At 53.4% G+C, this 18,655-nt stretch carries 15 protein-coding genes and 1 pseudogene; 7 read left to right on the top strand and 9 right to left on the bottom strand.

Features of this window, described 5'->3' with window-relative positions:
* Nucleotides 1-216 precede the first annotated feature (216 nt).
* Nucleotides 217-2,322, bottom strand: a complete 2,106-nt coding sequence (locus tag AC3WT9_RS32710) for a molybdopterin-containing oxidoreductase family protein (protein WP_341377543.1) — start codon at nucleotides 2,320-2,322, stop codon at nucleotides 217-219.
* Nucleotides 2,323-2,442: 120 nt separating this feature from the next.
* A complete protein-coding gene (locus AC3WT9_RS32715) occupies nucleotides 2,443-4,341 on the bottom strand; it encodes a serine hydrolase domain-containing protein (protein ID WP_341377542.1) in 1,899 nt (632 codons plus the stop codon).
* Nucleotides 4,342-4,506: 165 nt separating this feature from the next.
* Here AC3WT9_RS32715 and AC3WT9_RS32720 point away from each other — a divergent pair, with 165 nt between their 5' ends.
* Both AC3WT9_RS32720 and AC3WT9_RS32725 read left to right on the top strand, forming a co-directional pair.
* Nucleotides 4,507-5,235, top strand: a complete 729-nt coding sequence (locus AC3WT9_RS32720) for a response regulator transcription factor (protein WP_341377541.1) — start codon at nucleotides 4,507-4,509, stop codon at nucleotides 5,233-5,235.
* Complete coding sequence (locus tag AC3WT9_RS32725) at nucleotides 5,232-6,284, top strand: sensor histidine kinase (RefSeq protein ID WP_341377540.1); 1,053 nt, start codon at nucleotides 5,232-5,234, stop codon at nucleotides 6,282-6,284. Before AC3WT9_RS32720 ends, AC3WT9_RS32725 begins: the two co-directional genes overlap by 4 nt.
* 177 nt (nucleotides 6,285-6,461) lie before the next feature.
* Here the strand turns inward: AC3WT9_RS32725 and AC3WT9_RS32730 are convergent, their stop codons facing one another.
* Entirely contained in the window at nucleotides 6,462-8,441 is a 1,980-nt protein-coding gene (locus AC3WT9_RS32730) for a GTP-binding protein (RefSeq protein ID WP_341377539.1), read from the bottom strand.
* Nucleotides 8,442-8,678: 237 nt separating this feature from the next.
* Here AC3WT9_RS32730 and AC3WT9_RS32735 point away from each other — a divergent pair.
* Both AC3WT9_RS32735 and AC3WT9_RS32740 read left to right on the top strand, forming a co-directional pair.
* A pseudogene (locus AC3WT9_RS32735) lies at nucleotides 8,679-8,947 on the top strand (SDR family oxidoreductase); the annotation flags it as partial.
* 63 nt (nucleotides 8,948-9,010) lie between these two features.
* The gene (locus AC3WT9_RS32740) at nucleotides 9,011-9,982 is read left to right on the top strand and encodes an S-layer homology domain-containing protein (protein ID WP_341377538.1); all 972 of its coding nucleotides are present in this window, start codon (nucleotides 9,011-9,013) and stop codon (nucleotides 9,980-9,982) included.
* 206 nt (nucleotides 9,983-10,188) lie between these two features.
* Here AC3WT9_RS32740 and AC3WT9_RS32745 read toward each other — a convergent pair whose 3' ends face one another.
* Both AC3WT9_RS32745 and AC3WT9_RS32750 read right to left on the bottom strand, forming a co-directional pair.
* On the bottom strand, nucleotides 10,189-10,935 hold the full coding sequence (locus AC3WT9_RS32745; protein WP_341377537.1) for a hypothetical protein: 747 nt from the start codon (nucleotides 10,933-10,935) through the stop codon (nucleotides 10,189-10,191).
* A 126-nt stretch (nucleotides 10,936-11,061) separates the two neighbouring features.
* On the bottom strand, nucleotides 11,062-11,382 hold the full coding sequence (locus AC3WT9_RS32750; protein WP_341377536.1) for a carboxymuconolactone decarboxylase family protein: 321 nt from the start codon (nucleotides 11,380-11,382) through the stop codon (nucleotides 11,062-11,064).
* Nucleotides 11,383-11,616: 234 nt separating this feature from the next.
* Here AC3WT9_RS32750 and AC3WT9_RS32755 point away from each other — a divergent pair, with 234 nt between their 5' ends.
* Nucleotides 11,617-12,645: a CdaR family transcriptional regulator gene (locus tag AC3WT9_RS32755; RefSeq protein WP_341377535.1), complete on the top strand. Its 1,029-nt coding sequence runs from the start codon at nucleotides 11,617-11,619 to the stop codon at nucleotides 12,643-12,645.
* Between the two features lie 86 nt (nucleotides 12,646-12,731).
* On the opposite strand, the gene AC3WT9_RS32760 is transcribed toward AC3WT9_RS32755, so the two are convergent.
* From AC3WT9_RS32760 to AC3WT9_RS32775, 4 genes are all read right to left on the bottom strand, one after another.
* Nucleotides 12,732-13,874 (bottom strand): glycerate kinase family protein, encoded by a 1,143-nt coding sequence (locus tag AC3WT9_RS32760; protein ID WP_341090367.1) that lies wholly within the window; start codon nucleotides 13,872-13,874, stop codon nucleotides 12,732-12,734.
* A gap of 21 nt (nucleotides 13,875-13,895) precedes the next feature.
* Nucleotides 13,896-15,191: a GntP family permease gene (locus AC3WT9_RS32765; RefSeq protein WP_341377534.1), complete on the bottom strand. Its 1,296-nt coding sequence runs from the start codon at nucleotides 15,189-15,191 to the stop codon at nucleotides 13,896-13,898.
* Nucleotides 15,192-15,644: 453 nt separating this feature from the next.
* Nucleotides 15,645-16,391, bottom strand: a complete 747-nt coding sequence (gene map, locus AC3WT9_RS32770) for a type I methionyl aminopeptidase (protein WP_341090362.1) — start codon at nucleotides 16,389-16,391, stop codon at nucleotides 15,645-15,647.
* A gap of 27 nt (nucleotides 16,392-16,418) precedes the next feature.
* The gene (locus AC3WT9_RS32775; protein WP_341377533.1) at nucleotides 16,419-17,225 is read right to left on the bottom strand and encodes a TetR/AcrR family transcriptional regulator; all 807 of its coding nucleotides are present in this window, start codon (nucleotides 17,223-17,225) and stop codon (nucleotides 16,419-16,421) included.
* A 360-nt stretch (nucleotides 17,226-17,585) separates the two neighbouring features.
* On the opposite strand from AC3WT9_RS32775, the gene AC3WT9_RS32780 reads away from it, so the two are divergent.
* Both AC3WT9_RS32780 and AC3WT9_RS32785 read left to right on the top strand, forming a co-directional pair.
* Entirely contained in the window at nucleotides 17,586-18,167 is a 582-nt protein-coding gene (locus AC3WT9_RS32780) for a Crp/Fnr family transcriptional regulator (RefSeq protein WP_341090358.1), read from the top strand.
* 72 nt (nucleotides 18,168-18,239) lie between these two features.
* The gene (locus tag AC3WT9_RS32785) at nucleotides 18,240-18,584 is read left to right on the top strand and encodes a darcynin family protein (protein WP_341377532.1); all 345 of its coding nucleotides are present in this window, start codon (nucleotides 18,240-18,242) and stop codon (nucleotides 18,582-18,584) included.
* The last annotated feature ends 71 nt before the right edge of the window (nucleotides 18,585-18,655 follow it).

The following is an 18,655-nucleotide window of genomic DNA, read 5'->3' on the forward strand; positions in this document are numbered from 1 at the left end:
TAGACTATAGCTCTTGTTTGCCATCTAAGATCATTCCTTCCGTTGAGCCTGAACATCTCAATTTTATCGGAATGGTCTTGGTGGTCAAACCCTTGTTCCCTCCACCCGCATAGCGGGTGGTTTTTTGTTTCGCGCGTTTCACGCACTCAACTGGCTAAAGCCATAATCAAAACAGCCGCCCTTCACAAGTGAAGGACGGCTCATTTATTTGCAATATTACGACTCTTGAACCACCGTCCCCGGTTGCTCCTCTAGCTTCAGCTTCTCCACCTGAATGGTGGTCGAGAAGAAGGTGGCGCCGCGGCCCATGTCGCTGAGCCGGGCCGGTGTCAGAACATTGACCCGCTGCGGGCCGTCTTCCCCTTCCCACCAGAGGCCTTGGCTGATCACGGTGCCGGGCAGCATTTTGTCGGTCACAACGGCTTTCAGCACGATTTCGCCCCGGCCGTTATAGACCTTCACTCTGTCGCCGTCACGGATGGAGCGGGCTTCAGCATCCAGCGGGTGGATCTGTAGCATCGGCCCCTTCTCCATCCGCTGATGTTTCTCCACATTGGCAAAGGTGCCGTTCAGGAAATTGTGGTTCGGCGGCGAGATGAAGTTCAGCGGATACGGATCATCTGCACGGGGACGGCGTACACCGTCATATCCTTCCTTCAGCGGTTCGTAAACAGGCAGGGGCGAGAGGCCCTCTGCCTTAAGTGTGGAAGAATACAGCTCGATTTTGCCTGATGGCGTGGGCAGCTTATCCAGGAAGTTCTCCCGCGCCGTCAGATCCAGCTTCACATGGCGCTCGGCCTGCAGCCGCTCCAGTGTAACACCGTTCAGGTACGGGTTGGCCGGATTGTCCAGCGCCTCGCGGATCATTTCGTCCTCGCTCTGACTGAAGGCCTCCTCGTCAAACCCCATCGCACGGCCCAGCAGTGAAAACAGCTCAAAGTTGCTTTTGCACTCTCCCGGTGCCTCAAGAACTGGCTCCTGGAGCTGCATATAGTGATGCCAGTAGGAGGCATACAGGTCGGTATTCTCGAACGAAGCTGTTGACGGCAGCACGATATCGGCATACTTCGCAGTGTCGGTCATAAACAGCTCATGTACCACGGTGAACAGATCCTCCCGCTGCATGCCGGCGCGCACCCGGTCCGCTTCCGGCGCCACTACCACAGGGTTGCTGCAGAACACAAACAACGCCTTCACCGGCTGCTCGGTCATCTCCAGCGCCTGGGCCAGCCGGTTCATGTTGATGCTCCGCGCCCGCGGATTAGGCCGCAGCTTCGGCCGTTCCAGTGCCCGGGCATTAAGCGCGTTATAGGCGCCGTTGAACTTCAGCGCACCGCCGCCTTTTTTCAGCCATTGGCCGGTCAGGGCGGGCAGGCAGCTGATGCTGCGCACGTTCATCCCGCCGTTGTCATGATGCTGCAGGCCATTGCCGATCCGGATGTAAGACACATTGGCTTCGCCGTACATCCGTGCAAGCTGCTCCAGGTCGTCCACAGGGACGCCCGTAATATCCGAGACAGTCTGCGGAGGATACAGCTGCGCCTGCTGGCGCAGCTCCTCATGCCCAAACGTATAACGGGCCAGAAAATCTTCATCCACCAGCTTGTCACGGAACAGGATGTGCATAATCCCCAGCGCCAGCGCACTGTCCGTTCCCGGATGGAGCTGGATAAACCAGTCGCCCCACTGGGCCGTACGGTTGCGGTGAACATCAATAACAATGACCTTCGCCCCGCGCTTGCGCGCTTGTTCCGCCAGCACCACCTGGTGCATATTCGTACTGACGATGTTAGCCCCCCAGATAATAATCAGGTCGGCGTTCACCGTATCCTCCGGATTTAATCCGCCCTTGAAGCCCATCGTATGTTTCCAGCCTTCATTTCCGGCAGATGCACATATGGTCAGCTCCAACCGGCTCGCGCCAAGCGCATTAAAGAAGCGGCGGTTCATCCCCTCCACACTGAGGAAGCCCATATTGCCGTAAAAGTTATAAGGAAGGATGCTCTCGGAGCCGAACTCTTCACTCACTGAGTGAAGCTTCCGGGCAATTTCGGCAATGGCCTCATCCCAGCTGATCGGTACAAAAGCACCTTCCCCTTTAGGGCCAACCCGCTTCAGCGGCTGTGTCAGCCGGTCCGGATGCTGCGTCCATTCGCCCGCATGCCGCACCTTGTTGCAAATCGCTCCTTTGGTCACCGGATGCTCCGGGTTGCCCTCTATCTTGACGAGCTTCCCGTCCTTTTTGTGCAGCAGCAGCCCGCAGGTATCCGGACAATCGAGCGGGCATACCGCGGGAAAGACTCCGTCCTGTATGTTCTTCATGTCAGCTCTCTCCCATCGCTTATAGCAAACGTTAAGATCATAGCTTAATCATACACTAGGGCTCCGGGCATGAACAGAGTGCCTAAATAAATCCCCATTGGAAAAGTGAGCTTTCCCGGGCTACGAGAAATGGATCGATAACATATTCCAATAGTACATAAATCCTGTATAACCGATGCAGGCAATCGCAACGAAGCAGCGCGTCAGGGCAACGACTTTTCCTTTAACAGCCTGACTGGCATTCCGCCAGAGCAAATGAAGTGCAAGCAGGACAGCCACCAGAGGCAGTGAAGAGACACCCCACGCATACCACGCCGGGTAGCCGAAGGTAATGGCCCCATTGCTGTAAGTCAGCTGAAGCAGCAGAAAGACGGACATGAGCAGCGAGATTGCAGCAATATGCAGCGATACAGTTCTGCGCGGCTTACGAAATAAACGCACGACATAACGGATCAGCGTGACTGCCAGCAGTGCAAGGAACAGTAATCCAGGGACAATGTACACGATGAGCAAGGTGGAAGGACGCTTCCAGAAGCCCGGCTCCGGTGAGAAGGTCGTCTCCTGGATGATGGTCATTTTCCAATTGTGCTGCTTGTCGATCAACAGCTGCATCCTCCCCCCCTGTTCCTGAAACAATCCATCAGCAATCGGCACGAAGCTCTTCTCCGCCGTTTCTCCGCTCCCATCCGGGAATACTCCGCTCACAACCAGTTCTCCTTCGGCTGCTGTAACCTTGTAATTTCTGCCGCCCAGGAAATACAGCCATTTGCCCCAGCCATGCTGCGGAACCTTGGCAAAGGTATAGGTCCGCTCGTATTGCTGCAAATCCTCCAAGGAAACCGGCAATGGCGTCACAGCTTCCCTCTTTTTGGTTAACAGCCCGGCAACCGCATCCGTGACCTTGTCGTAAGTTATCCCACCCTCTTCACCATTGCTGACAATTAGAATGCCAAGCTTCTGCGAAGGGATAAGCTCCATTTTGGCGGCGAATCCTTCGATCTCTCCGGTATGCGTCAGCACAGTGCTACCATCTGCAAGGTGCCCCCGATACAGGCCATATCCTACACCGTCAACCTTCGGGTGCTCAGCAAATTGAGACTGCTGCATTATTTCAACGCTGTCAGGCTTCAACAATGCCGTCCCTTGATAAACCCCTTGGTTAAGTAAAGCAATCATAAAATGGGCAAATTCATCGGGAATCACACTCAGGGCTCCGGCCCCAGGGATGTGGGGGTAAGTCGAAGACACAGCATTGTACTTTTTATTGGAATACACATAGGATTTTGCCATATCCGGGCTGCTCTCGGGAACTGTCAGGCTTGCGCTGGGCATCTTCAGCGGAGTAAACACCTTCTGGAACATATAGGACCCTAGATCAGTACCAGCAGTCTGCTCTATTAAGTTGCCAACCAATCCCAGTCCCGCGTTACTGTATTCGTATTCCTGTCCCGGCTCCCGCACGGGAGGCTGCTGACGGAAATATTGCCGCAGATATTGCTCTGCTGAAAGAGAGTCCTCCCGGGAGTGCCCCTGGATATTGTAGATGGACTCGTCCAGCCCGGCAGTATGGGTCAGCAGGTGATGCAGCGTAATGGGCTGCTTTCCGAAGGAAGGCAATTGATACGCGTGCAAAAAAGAATTAAGGTCATCATGCAGCGTCAGCTTCCCTTGCTCTACCAATTGCATAGCAGAGACTGCAGTTACCGTTTTGGTAATCGAACCTAACCGCATGATCGTTTTTGCAGGATCTACAGGAATGCTCTGTTCAACATCGGCATAACCATAACCTTTGCTGAAAATAATCCGGTCCCCCTGAGTCACGACTACGGCCGATCCGGGAACATGCCGCTTCTCAAGCTCCTCTTGCATAATAGGGTCTATACTCTGTTCAAGCTGGCTCGCCGATAAAGCGGTAGGCACGGCAGGTGTGGCAGCCGCTTCTGCTTCATGGCCCATGAAGACGTTCATCCCCAAGAAGACAAGCGGCACTGCGAGCAATCGCTGTAATCTGTTTTTCATTCTTGCAACCTCCAGCACTATAATGGTTCGTTCTGCTTTCAGCATACCGTCCGTTTCTGTCCTGAATCTTCCCTCAATCTTAAATTCATCTTAAGATCATAAAATACGGATCAAAAAATGATAGACTGATGAAAATAGGACAACTTGAGAGGAGCGGAGCAGCAGATGAGCAGAACTGTTTTGCTGGCGGATGATGACCCGGATATTCTGGAATTACTGAGGCTGTTTCTGCAGCGGGAGAACCTGAAGGTGCTGGAGGCACTGAATGGCATCGAGGCATGGAGTTTTATACGGGAGCAGCGGGTTGATCTGGCTGTAATTGATATTATGATGCCTGAGCTTGACGGTATTCAGCTGCTGAAGCTGCTCCGGACGGATTACAAAATCCCCGTTATTATTATTTCCGCCAAAAATGAGGATAGTGATAAAATTCTGGGGCTGCAGCTGGGTGCAGATGATTTCATTGCGAAGCCCTTCAATCCGCTGGAGGTTATGGCCCGCATTCAGGCGATGCTGAGACGGACCTATGAATTTAACGAACCCACCGGCCAGCAGAACCCTGAGCCACCGGCTCTGCAGGAACGCACAATCATCGGACAGTTAGAGCTGGATCACCTGGATTGTGTCCTGTACAAAGAGGGCCAAGACATACCGCTGACGGCGATCGAATACAAGCTGCTCACCACCTTCATGGACTCTCCGGGCCGGGTATGGACCAAAAAACAGCTGTTCGAACAGGCCTGGTCCGATCCTTATTATGAAGATGCCAACACCATTATGGTACATATCTCCCGGCTGAGAGAGAAGATTGAGGACAACGCCAGACAGCCGGTGTATATCCGGACCATCCGCGGACTGGGCTACAAGTTCGCCAGGAAGGATGAATTCCGGTGAAGAAAAACACGCTTTTGTCCAGGCTGGTCAAATCCTATATCTTATTCGCATGTACACTGGCTGTAGTCGGCATAACCTTTCTGATTATGGCTATTGATGTGGAGCAGGAAACCATTACGGTCTCCGTGCAGTGGCTGCTGCTCCTGCTTGTATTATTTGGCCTAAACGTCTTAATCTACAGTGTTTGGACAGCCCGGCGGATCACCAGACCTCTGGAGCAGATTGCCGGAGCCATCCGGGAGATGCGGCTGCGTAAATTTCATAAGCGGCTGGATATTCAAACTGGCGATAGCGATGAATTCGCCCAGGTACAGATGTACTTCAATGACCTGGCCGAGTCGCTGCAGCGGACAGAAGCCGAAAACCGCAGGCTGCAGCTGAGCAAGCAGCGGATGCTTGTCGATCTGTCGCATGACCTTAAGACCCCTATTACTACTATTCAGGGTTACGCCAAAGCACTGCAGCTGGGAATGGCGGACAATGAGGAGAAAAAAGAGCAGTATTTGCAGCTTATCTATAACAAATCCCAGCTTGTCACCTCGCTCATCGACGATATTTTCCATTTATCGAAGCTGGACAGCCCCGACTTTCCTGTATCCGTCAAGCCCGGCGATATCGCCGAGCTGCTGAGGGAAGCCGCGGCGGATTATTATCAGCAGTTCGAGGACAAGCAGTTTATGCTGCATGTTGAAATCCCGTCCCGTGAAGTGCTGGTCTCTTACGATACCAATCTGATGCGGCGGGCCATCGCCAATCTTTTATCGAATGCGCTGCGCTACAATCCCCCCGGCACAGAGGTTACGCTCCGGCTTGAGCAGTCGGAGGATGCCGTGCGGCTAGCTGTAATAGACAATGGCGTAGGCATTTCCGATGAACTGAAGGCTGTGATTTTTGACCCTTTTGTACGGGGCGATGCCTCCAGAAAACGGGACGGGGGCAGCGGGCTGGGACTGTCGATTGCCAAGCAGATGATGGTGCGGCAGGGCGGCGAGTTGAACCTGGACAACCGCCCGGGCCGGACTGCGTTTGAGCTGGTGCTGTACCGGTAAACAAGGTCCCGGATCAAGGAGAGGAGGCCCCAGCCTTTCAAACCTCTAGCTTTAGCCCATCCAGCACTTCGCCCGCCGGGAGACGTACTCACTCGCATACGGCCGGCATAATCCTCCACCCCGCTCTCCTTCATCCAGCTTCACTCCAACCAAGCCTCTCCACCAGCCTCATCCGCTTCACCCTTGCAGCGCCTTACGTACGCTGAGGATATACTTGGCTTGGTCGAGCGGATTCACACCCCGGCGGGTACGCTCGGCGGTGACGTCAGGCGGGCATTCCTCGTAGCCGGCAAAAAAAGACGTGAACGTGCTGCGCCCCTTCGTGTAGGAGCTCAGGGTCACCGGGTAATCGAGCGATGTCGCCAGCGGCAGCCGGCCCTCGATGATCATCCGCCCGCCTTGCAGCAGCGGCGGCTCGAAGGTGCCGCGCATCTGCACGAGGTCGTTCATTACACGGCCGCCGTTCTCCTCCGGCACAACAATGCGCACCTGGAGAATCGGCTCCATCAGCCTGGTGCCGATCCGGTTCAGCCCGTCCATAATGCCCATCGGCGTAGCTACGGCAAAATCCAGCGGATGGGTATGCCACACATGATGGTTCCCCTCCACCAACGTCACCTTCAGGTCGGTCACCTCCCAGCCGTAGAGGCCTTGCTGCAGCGCCTCCGGCACCCGGCGGGCCGTCTCGTTCTGGTACTGCGGCAGCAGATCCGAGCTGCGCACCAGTGATTCATACACCAGACCGCTGCCCGGTGGTCCCGGCTCAATGAGGAAGCGCAGAATCGCCCAGCACGGCTTCGGCATCGTATAGGCGATGAAGCCTTCACCCGCGCGGCTTGGCGTCTCTTTGTAAATCACTGACGGCTGGCCGAAGGTTACCTTCAGGCCGTAACGGCTCTCCATTACGCTGTCCAGTACCTCCAGCTGGATCGGGCCCATGACCTTGATATGCAGCTCCCGCTCCTCCTGCAGCCACTGGGCATCCAGCAGCGGATCTTCGTCCGCCAGCTCCTGGAGCGCGCCGATCACCTTGTGGTCATCGAATTCCGCTCCCCAGAAGACACGAACAGTCAGCAGCGGCACAGCCAGCTTCGCTTCCTGCGGAATGGCATCCGGCCGGCCCAGCACATCGCCGATCCGCACGCCGGAGAGCCCGTATACTACGGCGATATCTCCGGCCTCGAGCGCCCCGACATCCTCCGTCCGTCCACCCTCCACCTTGCGGATCTGCGTCACTTTGGACTCTACATTCTGTGAGTAGTTCTTTACCGTATCACGGTTGCGTATCGTTCCATCGTACAGCCTGACAAAGGCCATGCGGCCCATGCTTTTATCGCGCTGAATGTTGTATACGATGCCGGATACCGGCAGCTCCGCATCCCCTCCAGCCCGGGGAAAATAATCGGTCATCGCGTCCAGCAGCTCCGTAATGCCAAGACCCTTGGCCGCGACGCCGTAGACAAGCGGGAACATCCGCCCCGAAGCCGCTTCCGCCTGCAGATGTTTTTTCCATACCGCAAGATCGGGGGAACCACCTGACATGTAGAGCTCCAGCAACCGCTCATCTCTTTCGGCCAGCGCCTCCAGCAGCTCCGTCCGTGCCGCCGCATCTGCACCTGCCTGCCATAAATCTGAGGCACCCGTGTATTCCTGCTCTTTGCCGGCTGGCTGCTGGACCGGAATAATATCGCCGGACAGGTAGGTACGCGCCTGGGCCAGCACAGCCCCCGGATCAGCGCCGACGCGGTCCATTTTGTTCACAAAAATCAAGGTCGGAATCCCCAGCTTGCGCAGCGCATTCCAGATCATCTCGCTCTGAGCCTGCACTCCTTCCACCGCCGAGAGGATCAGCACCGCGCAGTCCATCACGCGCAGACTCCGCTCCACCTCGGACAGAAAATCAACATGGCCCGGTGTATCCACCAGATTAACCTGCACCCCTTTCCAGACAAATGAAGCCAGCGCCGCCCGCACCGATATTCCCCGTTGCCGCTCGACCTCCATCGAATCTGTCATAGCCGTTCCGCTATCCACACTGCCGAGCGCACGAATCCGCCCGCTTTCATATAAAATATGCTCCGTCGTGGTCGTCTTTCCCGCATCGACATGGGCAAAGATCCCGACGTTAATCCGCTCCATTCCCTGCTGCTGAATCATCTATGTTCTCCTGTCATGGTCTGAAAGTAGTAAATATAGCGCTATCATCCTTAAGTGTACTGCGAAATGGCTCTTTTGTTCAATTGCAAGAGACAAGGCGGTATGAGTTGCTAACAGCGCTGGTGAAGGGAACAGAAGCTTCGCTGCACCTTCCGGCATCCCCGCTTCCAGACTGGTTCATCCCCAATGAGAAGGGTATGTAGTTACTGACAGAGCAACTTTTAGGAGGAATTTATTAAGGCAGGCCAGGTCGCTTTTATGAAAATGGCTGCGCGGAGCTGGCGCAATACGCCATCCGCGTAAATGCCGTCTGCCCCGGATCAATTGATACCAATATTGGAGATAATACGTACAAAAGCGATGCCATTGAGGAAGTAAAAATCCCCGTGGAGTTTCCGGACGGCAGTCATCCGCTGGAGCAGGCTCCCGGCAAGCCGGAGCAGGTAGCCAATCTCGTGCTGTTTCTTCCCTCGGACGAGTCCTTTTATGTCTTAAATTACATTTAATTTGAGCTACTCTGCAACATTTTGCGGCATTCTGCCATCTAAGAGAATAAGAGGTGAGGCACAATGAAGAAAAATCATTCATTCCAGATGAACGCTAAAAAACTAACCATAGCGTGCAGCATTCTGGCAGCAAGCTTGTCTTTGGGAACATCGGCATTTGCATTTTCCGATTTGAACGGCCATTCCGCCGAATCCAAAATCAACACTTTGCATAAGGACGGGATTATCAACGGAGTAACCAGCGACAAGTTCGCACCGAAATCAAAAGTAACCTTCGCCCAGGGCATTCAGTTTATCGTCAGCGGACTGCAGCTATCCCCGCAAACCGCTGGTAAAGCTAGTGATTACTTTGACAAAGTTAAGGACAAAGCCTGGTATGCTTCCGCATTCGTAGCCGCCAAGCAGAACGGCCTGTCCCTGGACAAAACCGTTAATCCGAACAGCACGATGACACGCGCCCAGTTCGCCCATTTGCTGACTCAAGCGTTGCAGAGTAAGGGCAACTTCCCGGTAACGATGATGTTTGCCAATATTTCCGACGGCAGCAAGCTGTCCACGGCGGAAATGAACAGCCTGCAGATTCTGGTTAACACACATATCGTTACCCTTGAGAAGAACAACACGTTCCGCCCATCAGAAGCCGTTACCCGCGGGGAAGCAGCGGAATGGCTCTTCGAAGCAGTTAAATTCGCCAAGGAAGTCATTGAGCCGGATGGCGGAACAGCAGCTCCTTCTTATAATTATGAAACGGCAGTGAAGCTGGAAAAAGCCGCTGACGGAGTAAACAAAGTTACAGTGACCGTCAGCAACCTGCCGCATCCGGGCTATGGCCTAAGCATCGACCGGATCGAATTTGGCAAGAACAAGACTGCCGTCATCTATTACAGCGTAACCCAGCCGGACCCTGGCAAAAGTTACGCACAGGTGATCTCAGCAGCTTCCGTAGTCACCTACTTGCCGGAAGGCTACACGGCGACAGCCCAGCCTGTAACCGGCACTGCCGGTTCCTCAGTATCCTCCAGCAGCGTTCAATAATTTGCCGCTGCTGCTGAATGGAATAGGCCGCGCCTCCTATGGGGGCGCGGCTTTTGCTGTACCTCTCATTCCGCAGGAATCCGCGGCTGCGGATAATGCAAGTTTTGAGTTCTCCGAAATTTTTCAAATTGTATAATTCCCAGAACTAAAAACAAAAGACGGACACCCTGCTGTACTCCAGCAAAGTGTCCGTCTTCTTTATTTATTTATGGCGTCCACTGATCGTGAACGATGCCTACAAGCGCACGATCTTCGCCCATCTTCTCGAAGACCAGCCGCAGGCTGCGCCAGTCCATGCCTTCGACGGAAGGATCGATACCGTCGATATGGTACTCCACGAAGTCGTGAGTTTCCTTCGGATAAACTTCGTTGATATTGTTGACTGTCGTTCCTTGCCCCAGTCCTTTATTCAGCGCGATTTCGGCATCACCGGCAAAGTCTGCATCATATACAAACTGCTTAAAGTATTCTGCAAAAGTCAGCTTAATCAGTTCGCCTGAACCGGCGAATTCCCGCCACTCATATTTCGTGTTGTCTTTCATTACCCCCTCTAGCTTATCACGGGTAAAGACCAGGTCCTTTTTGGGGTCGACATATGCATAGGGCGAGAAGCGGACGCCTTTATCCGGGTGAACCCAGGCCGCGAGCGACTCCATATCACTGTTCTTCAGCGCCTTCATCACCGTTGCGGCAGCTTCCAATGCCGTAGGCGGCTGACCTTCTCCAGGTTCTGCAGGTGCTGTCGGTTCTGTCGTCGCCGACGGCTCTGCAGATTCCTGTGGCTGAGTCTCCGGGGAAGTACTCGCTACCGGGCTTTGTGTCGGCTCAGCCTGTGATGTCTGCACAGGTGCCAATGTGGCCTCCGGTTCTGCTGCTGGTGTCGTGCTGCAGGCTGCAAGGAGCAGCATTGCGGCCACCAGTGCAAACCTTCCAAAATTTCTTACTGTGTACATGAATTCCCTCCTTATTCTGCTGTCTTTCTAATTTAGACGCTTCGCAACTTGTTAAAGTTGCAAATTAAAGAACCGGCTCGCCCCTTGTGAGGCATACAGCCGGTTCTTTTGATACAGAATTATGGGCTACTCTTCATCATATGCCGCAAGTGCCGCAGGAAGCAATTGAACCACAGTATTCCCTACTGCCGGAAGCCCCAGCAGAACAGCACTGATGATTTCTTCTCTGCTGACACCCAGAGCCTTAGCCTGCTTCACGTGAAAAGGAAGTCCGCTCTCAAGTCTGGCCACAGCAAGTACCGCAATGTAAGCCAGCGCTTCCGTTCTGGAATCCAGCTTGCTTGCAGCCCCCAGTCCCTTTACAGCCTGCATCCACGCCTCCTGATGTGCCGGAGCTTCCTTGCTGAACATTTGAAAAGCGTTGCTGATTGAAGATTTGTCATTCATCTCTTTCACCCCATCCTAGTATTTAATGTTAAAATACTCCATCACCTGAGCTAAGAGCTATCAGAAATGTCACCAGCGAAACCGCCATTGTATTTCCTTCAGGCCTCATGCCGTCAGAACAGCACTTCCTGCTTTTATAAATACGGAAGATCATCTATAATTTTGTTCATATGCACAAGCTATAATCCAAAGACCATAACTGAGCATAACCGGCTTGGCAAAGGAGGAACCCGATTGTTTGAGCTTTCTGAGAAACAGGCACAGGAAATTGTAGATAAAATGATGATGGACATCCCCTATAACATCAACATTATGAACGGGAAAGGGGTCATTATCGGCAGCGGAAAAATGGAACGTGTCGGCACCATTCACCAGGGGGCAGTCAAAGCACTGTCCACCGGAAAAATGGTCGAGGTCTGGGAGGATGGACGTTATGAAAAAAAGGGCACCAATGAGCCGATTGTTATAGGCGATGCGCCTGTAGGTGTGATTGGAATTTCGGGCAACCCGGATGAAGTCCGTCCCTTTTGCAATATCGTAAGAACGACCGTCTCTCTGCTGATTGAACAAAGAAATACGCTCGAGGATCTCGCCAATGAAGCGAGCCGCAAGAAGGCATTTCTGGAACTGCTGCTGGCCCATGAGGGAGCGTATTCGCAGAAATTACGAAAAGAAGCAGCCGCTTATCACATCGATCTGCTGCTCAAAACAACGGTCCTGTATATCAAAAATTTTACACCGGCAGAGCAGAATGCCAAGATTCTGCTGCTGCAGCCTTCGTTTCGGATCCAAGAGGACATCTGGCTTATGCTGGTCCAGAACCAGCAGGACTGCAATCTGCTGATCCGGCAAATTCTTCATAACCAGCCACAGGTGCTGCTTGCTTCCGGCAAGCAGGAGGCCAGCATCGCGGAAAGCTACCGGCAGGCGAAGTCGGCTATGGGAATTCTGCTGGCGCTGAAGCCCTCTGCGCAGACCATCCATTTCGAGGAGGCCGAATTTCTGGTGAAGCTGAGCCATGCGGAGCTGACGGACACTCTGAATACCACCATCAAGCTGGAGGATACCGCCGATTTACTGGAGACACTAAGGAGTTTCATCAACCACAATTGCAGTGTCTCGCATACGTCGGAGGCGCTGAACATTCACCGGAATACACTACAGTACCGGCTGAAACGGATTGAGAGCCTCACCGGCAAAGATCCGCGGAATCTGCTGCAGCTGTTCGAGCTCACCTACGGATTGCTGGCCTTGTACAAGTAACCTAAACTCCAGATCGGCCGCTCATTTTCCGGCACCTAACTGCAGAAGGCCCCGAAGAATTTCTTCTTCGGGGTCTTCTGCTTTCGTTATTCGCTTAACTTCAGCACTCTCGCAATATTCTCACAGGTCCGTTCGACATTGGCCGGACCGTCGTTTAGCAGTTTTTCCAGTTCAGCCGCTCCCGGAACGATTCCGAAGATGGCATCTATGCCTTCCGCATAGAGCGTCTCAATCCCTTCACCGATGTAGCCGGCTAAGGCAATGACCTTCTTGCCGCCTGCTTTGGCGGTGCGGGCCACCCCGTACGGTGTTTTACCGAATTTGGTCTGGAAGTCAATGCCGCCCTCGCCGGTGAACACCATATCAGCAGCCGCCAGCTTATGCTTGAGGCCGGTATATTCAATAACGATTTCGATTCCTTTCTGCAGAACTGCCTGTGTAAATATCAGCAGTCCCGCGCCGAGTCCTCCGGCAGCTCCCGCACCCGGCAAGTTACGGATATCCTTGTCCAGCTGTTTGTTTACGATTTCCGCATAATGGGCAAGATTCGCATCGAGCTGGAGGACCATCTCGGGTGTAGCCCCCTTTTGCGGGCCGAACACCCGGGATGCGCCTTGCTCCCCGCACAGCGGGTTGGTTACGTCACAGGCCACGATCAGCTGAACCTGCTTCAGCCGCCCGTCAAGAGAAGCAATATCAATGCTTGCCAGCCGGTCCAGGCTGCCGCCGCCGCGCGGAAGCTCATTCCCCGCTTCATCGAGGAATCTGGCCCCGAGCGCCTCGGCCATCCCTGTGCCGCCGTCATTGGTCGCGCTGCCCCCGATGCCGATAATGATATTGCGGATGTCCCGGTCAAGACATTCCCTAATCAGTTCGCCGGTGCCATAGGTGGTGGTGATAAGCGGGTTTCTGTCCGCCTTGTCCACCAGATGAATACCGCTTGCCGAAGCCATCTCAATGGCCGCCGTACGGCCGTCGCCGAGGATGCCGTACTTCGCTGTAACTGGTTGCCCCAGCGGTCCCATAACCTCTTTGGTATAAATTTGCCCTCCGGAAGCATCGACAAGCGATTGGACCGTTCCTTCCCCTCCATCCGCCATAGGAACATGTATATATTCAGCCTTGGGATAAACCTTTCGCAGCCCCTTTTCCATCGCAATGCAGACTTCCTTAGCGCTCATGCTCTCTTTAAAGGAGTCCGGTGCCAGTACAAAGGTTTTCTCTCTCATTTCCTCACCCCATGTTAGATATTAGAATATAAATCCGTAAATTATCGTCGCCACAAGCGTCATCGTTCCGCCGACGAGCGCCTCATAAGGGACCAGCCCTAACCGCTGCTTGATCGTCATTTTCATACTATCCGCCGTTACATGGAAGTAGTTCCCCTGCGGAAGAGAGTCGATGACAGTGGCTCCGGTATGGACCATTACTGCTGCTGCCAGCGGAGCGGTGCCCATATCGAGAATGGCTTGTCCGAAGGAGCCTGTAGCCAGAATAACACCCGTTGAGGTTGAGGCGGTAGCCGCCGCCATCAGGATACCGGAAATCGGTGCCAGGAAGGTCCCGGATATACCCGAAGCCTGAATCAACTGGACCACCTGGATCGACAGATCAGAAGCCGCAATCAAACCGGCTATGCCTCCTGCACCGATCAGGATAAGAACTGTTGCCGTCATTTTGTTCAAGCCGGACGAGCTGTACTGCAGGATCTTCTTGCCTTGGCCCATAGCCAGCATGCCGACAATCCCTGCAATCGGCAGGATATATAATGCATCCACCTTGAAGCTCGCCAATGCCTCAATTCCGGATAACGAGCCAATCGGATTGATCATCAGCAGAATGACCGCAACGAGCGGTGCAACAATCGCCTGATGAAGCGGCGGATATTTGGAGGTGTCGGCGGTGTTGTTCACCGCCTCCTGGTCTGTGACCATAATCCCCCTTTTCTTCAGAAGTGAAGCGACAATAACGGTTACGATCAGACCGCACACTGCCGGAATCAAGCCTGCCAGCATCACGTGGCTCAGATCCAGATCAAACCCGCGGGCCGCGGCTATCGTATTCGGATTGGGGGAGATAATGTTCCCCGCTTTACCTCCGCCCGACAGAGCAAGCAGCAGCGCCATCTTGGAAATCCCCATCTTATTGCCTACCGACAAAGCAATAGGAGCCACAATCAACACCGCTACCGGAATGAAGACGCCCACTGCGGTAATAATCATCGTTGCCAAGGCCAAGGCCAGAATGGCTTTGCTGCCGCCGAATTTTTTGACAATCGCCTGGGCAATGGTCTCGGCCGCCCCCGATTCCATCATTACCCCTGCCAGGACACCAGCGGCGAGCACACGCAGCACCGTGCCCATTACACTTTGCGTACCGCTTACAAGAACAGTTACCGTCTGCTCCAGATTGGCGCCGCCGATCAGTGCGCCTGCAATGGCCCCCAGAAACAGCGCATATACGGGATTCAGTTTTCTTAATATCAGAATAATAGCAATTGCCAACCCCGCCAAGGCGCCATACCAGCCAATCATTAATCCTTCCATTGTTATGCCTCCCATTGCTCTTGTTGAACACGCTTTCATTGTAACGCTTACCCTCGCCAAAAAATATTGATGATCGGACGAAATGCATTGTGCAGTTGAACAACGATTTTCCCAATGTCTAGGTGGAGTATTACATGCTGTAATGCTTCAGCGAATAAGCAAAAGCGCGTACAGAAGAATTCCGACGGGTTGAGCGCGCACGAATTGTGCACGAAGTCTCGCTCGATTTGTACACTATTTTCCATAAAAGTTATAATATTTATACCGGCGTCATAATAAAAAACCGCAAATAATGCGGTTTTCGTAAATTGGTATAGTTACAACCATGTTAACAAAAGCATCCCTGTGCCCAGGCTGAGCTCAGCGCTTTTTCGTCGTTTCGGATAGACCAAGCAGGCCGGGTTGGCGGCTTATTTCCTAAAATGACGTATTCCCGTCCGTTCGCCTCTATTCTTACTGGGCCGTTAAAATCAGCGGTCCGTCCGGCGTGACTGCGATCGTATGCTCATATTGCGCCGACAACTTGCCGTCGGCCGTTCTCGCCGTCCACTCATCGTCGTCGATCGTGATACGGAACGTACCTTCGTTGATCATCGGTTCAATCGTAAACACCATGCCTTCCTTTAACCGAATGCCTTTGCCGGCTACGCCGATATGCTCGTAGCTCGGCTCCTCGTGCAGGCTCCGCCCGATCCCATGCGCCAGCAGATCGCGTACGACCGAAAACCCGTTCGCTTCCGCATGCTGTTGAATCGCCGACGTTATGTCGCCGAGCCGGCCCCCGGGGAGTGCCCGGGCGATCCCCAGATCCAAGCATTCCTTTGTCACCTTCATTAACTTTTGCGCCTCCGGCCGGATATTGCCCACCGCATAACACCAGCACGAATCGCCGAACCATCCGCCGTATTCCACGACGATGTCGAGCTTCAGCAAGTCGCCGTCCATAAGCATCTGGTTCGAAGGAATACCGTGGGCCACCACATCGTTGACCGAAATGCAGGTTTCGGCGGGGAAACCGTTGTACCCTTTCGTAAACTGCTTGCCGCCCAGCTTGGTGATGTGTCTGGCAACAAAGTCATTGATTTCCCGGGTGGTGATCCCAGGCTCGATCAGTTTGGCCACCTCGCGGTAGCAGTCCGCAATAATTTGGCTCGCCGGCTTCATCTCTTCGATTTCCCTGGGTGATTTTATAATGATCATCTTTTGCTTATTCGCTCCTTCTCCATTCTATAATTTTAAAAACAGGGCGATATCCCTAGCCTCCTCGTGCAGCTTTCCGCGGCGAAGCGAAAGCGAGGCGCAGCCGACCAAGGCAGCCAGCAGCATTTCGGCATGCTGTAGCCGATACGGCGGCTCCGCCGCGTTTCCGCCGGAAGCGTCAGCCCCGTCCGCCGCACGCCCGGTTTCCAGCAGCGCGGCAAACGGCGCGAGCACCTCCCGGCGAAAGGCGGCCGAGAGCAGGGCCGAGCGCGCTTCAGGCAGCGAGGCAAAGTCCTCACTGGCCTGCTTATGCAGCAGGTACAGGGCGTGGTCCTCTGCCCAAAGCTGCAGCAGCCGGACGCCGGCGGCAGCGACGGGGCCAAGCTTTGCGGCAGCGGCCGTTCCGCGGCTTCCGCTTCGGGAATCCGCAGCAGCCGAGTTCCCAGTGTCCGCCGCCGCAGCCAAGGCGAAATGCCCGCCCGCCGGCGCCTCCCCCGAAGCCGAAGCGCGCGGGGCCTTCAGCGGAGCCTTCAGTTGAGCCTCCAGCGGGACCTTCAGCCGTGCCTCTAGCGGAGCCTCCAACGGGAACTCCAGCGGAGCCTCCAGCCATCCCCCGGCCCGCTCCACCGCGTCCCATAACAGATCGTAGAGCAAATCGCCCTTATTGCTGTAATAATGATATACCGTGCCATAGCCGAGTCCCGCCTGCGCGGCCACATCGCGGATCTCCAGTAAAGGCCCTTTATTCAAAAACACATCGGCAGCGGCTTTACGGATCTGCGTCAGACGCCGCAGCCGGATCTCTTCGTTTTGTTCTTTTGTGCGTGGAGTCATTTCGTCCGTTCACCTCTTTTATTATTGACCTGCTCTTATGTCAATATAAAACATCGGCTTGCGAATTACAAGAGATTAGCTGGAGGATTTCCGGCTCAACCTAGAAACCGGTGCTTGACCAACGGGTCTATTAGATTCAAGGAAAAAATAAAATGCTAGACTCAGCAAATAAAGCTGTAGACTGAGAAAATAAAGTATTAGACTGACCATGCTTCATTAAGCTAACGGGTAGGAGGTTAAAGATCAATCTCGGTGAACCGTATCATAAGTAGGGGGCAAGTTTTTCGGTGTGACCCGTTAATTTAGCGTTACAGCGTATGTTGTCACTTGCGACAAAAAAGCTAGGGGGTGTAATTCCTGATGGATATTGACTACAGTGCGATAAGAGATCTTCCTCAAGCAGCGCAGCTGTCTGATGAGGACTGGAACCTGTTTGTAGAACGTTCACGAACAAAACGAATCCCTAAAGGAGTCACCCTAATTCAGGCGGGACAATTGGTGAAGCATGTTTATTTTTGCACAATGGGCTTATTTCGCCTGTATTATACGCTTCAAGACGGCAGGGAATATAATGTTGCATTTACGGTGGAAAATGATTTTGCTACTTCTTATGGTGCCATGGTCATGGGGACGCCTTCTTTCTTTACAATCGAGGCTATGGAAGACTCTGCAGTTATCGAAATATCTTATGATATGCTGAAGGAGTTAGTGGATGAAAGCCGTGCATGGGAACGTTTTGTGTGTAAGAGTGTTGAAAGATTATATATACGAAAGGAAGAAAGAGAGCGGGAATTGCTTTACCTGTCCGCGAAGGAAAGATATGACGTGTTTTTGGTCAAGTACCCTGGATTGGGACAACGGATTCCTCAGTATCACATTGCGTCCTACTTGGGAATTACCCCTGTTTCTCTGAGCCGGCTCCTTCATTCGGAAAAAGATTAACCTATGTTAATGCGAAGCCAGCGCTTTGTCGCTAAAATAAAACAAAAATAAGCAAATAAAGGTGGTAAAGAAATGCGGTACATGATGATTGTGCTGTTGGAGTTTTATCCTTCCTGGCTTGCACTGCCTCGGGAGGAACGGAGAAAACATGCCGATTCATTGCAGGGGATTATACAAAAATACGGTCAGCACGTCAAAGTGCGATTCTTTGACGCAGAAGCGCTGCCTGGAAAAGATTATACGGATTTTGTCCTGTGCGAAACGGTAGACTTAATGCAGTACCACTATATGTGGGAAGAAATCAGAGACTCGCTCCCGTACACCAAAGGGTATATGAAAATCAAAGATGTTGTGATGGGAATAGAAAACGCGTTTCAATCGTATGAGGCAGAAGTACTGAATATGGGAAAAGATTAACGAGTGTATGATCGTTTAGGATTACCCAAAATCGTCCTGCAGATTGATAAAATACTAACGAGATGAAACAG

The organism is Paenibacillus sp. EB106-06-01-XG199 (assembly GCF_058791575.1).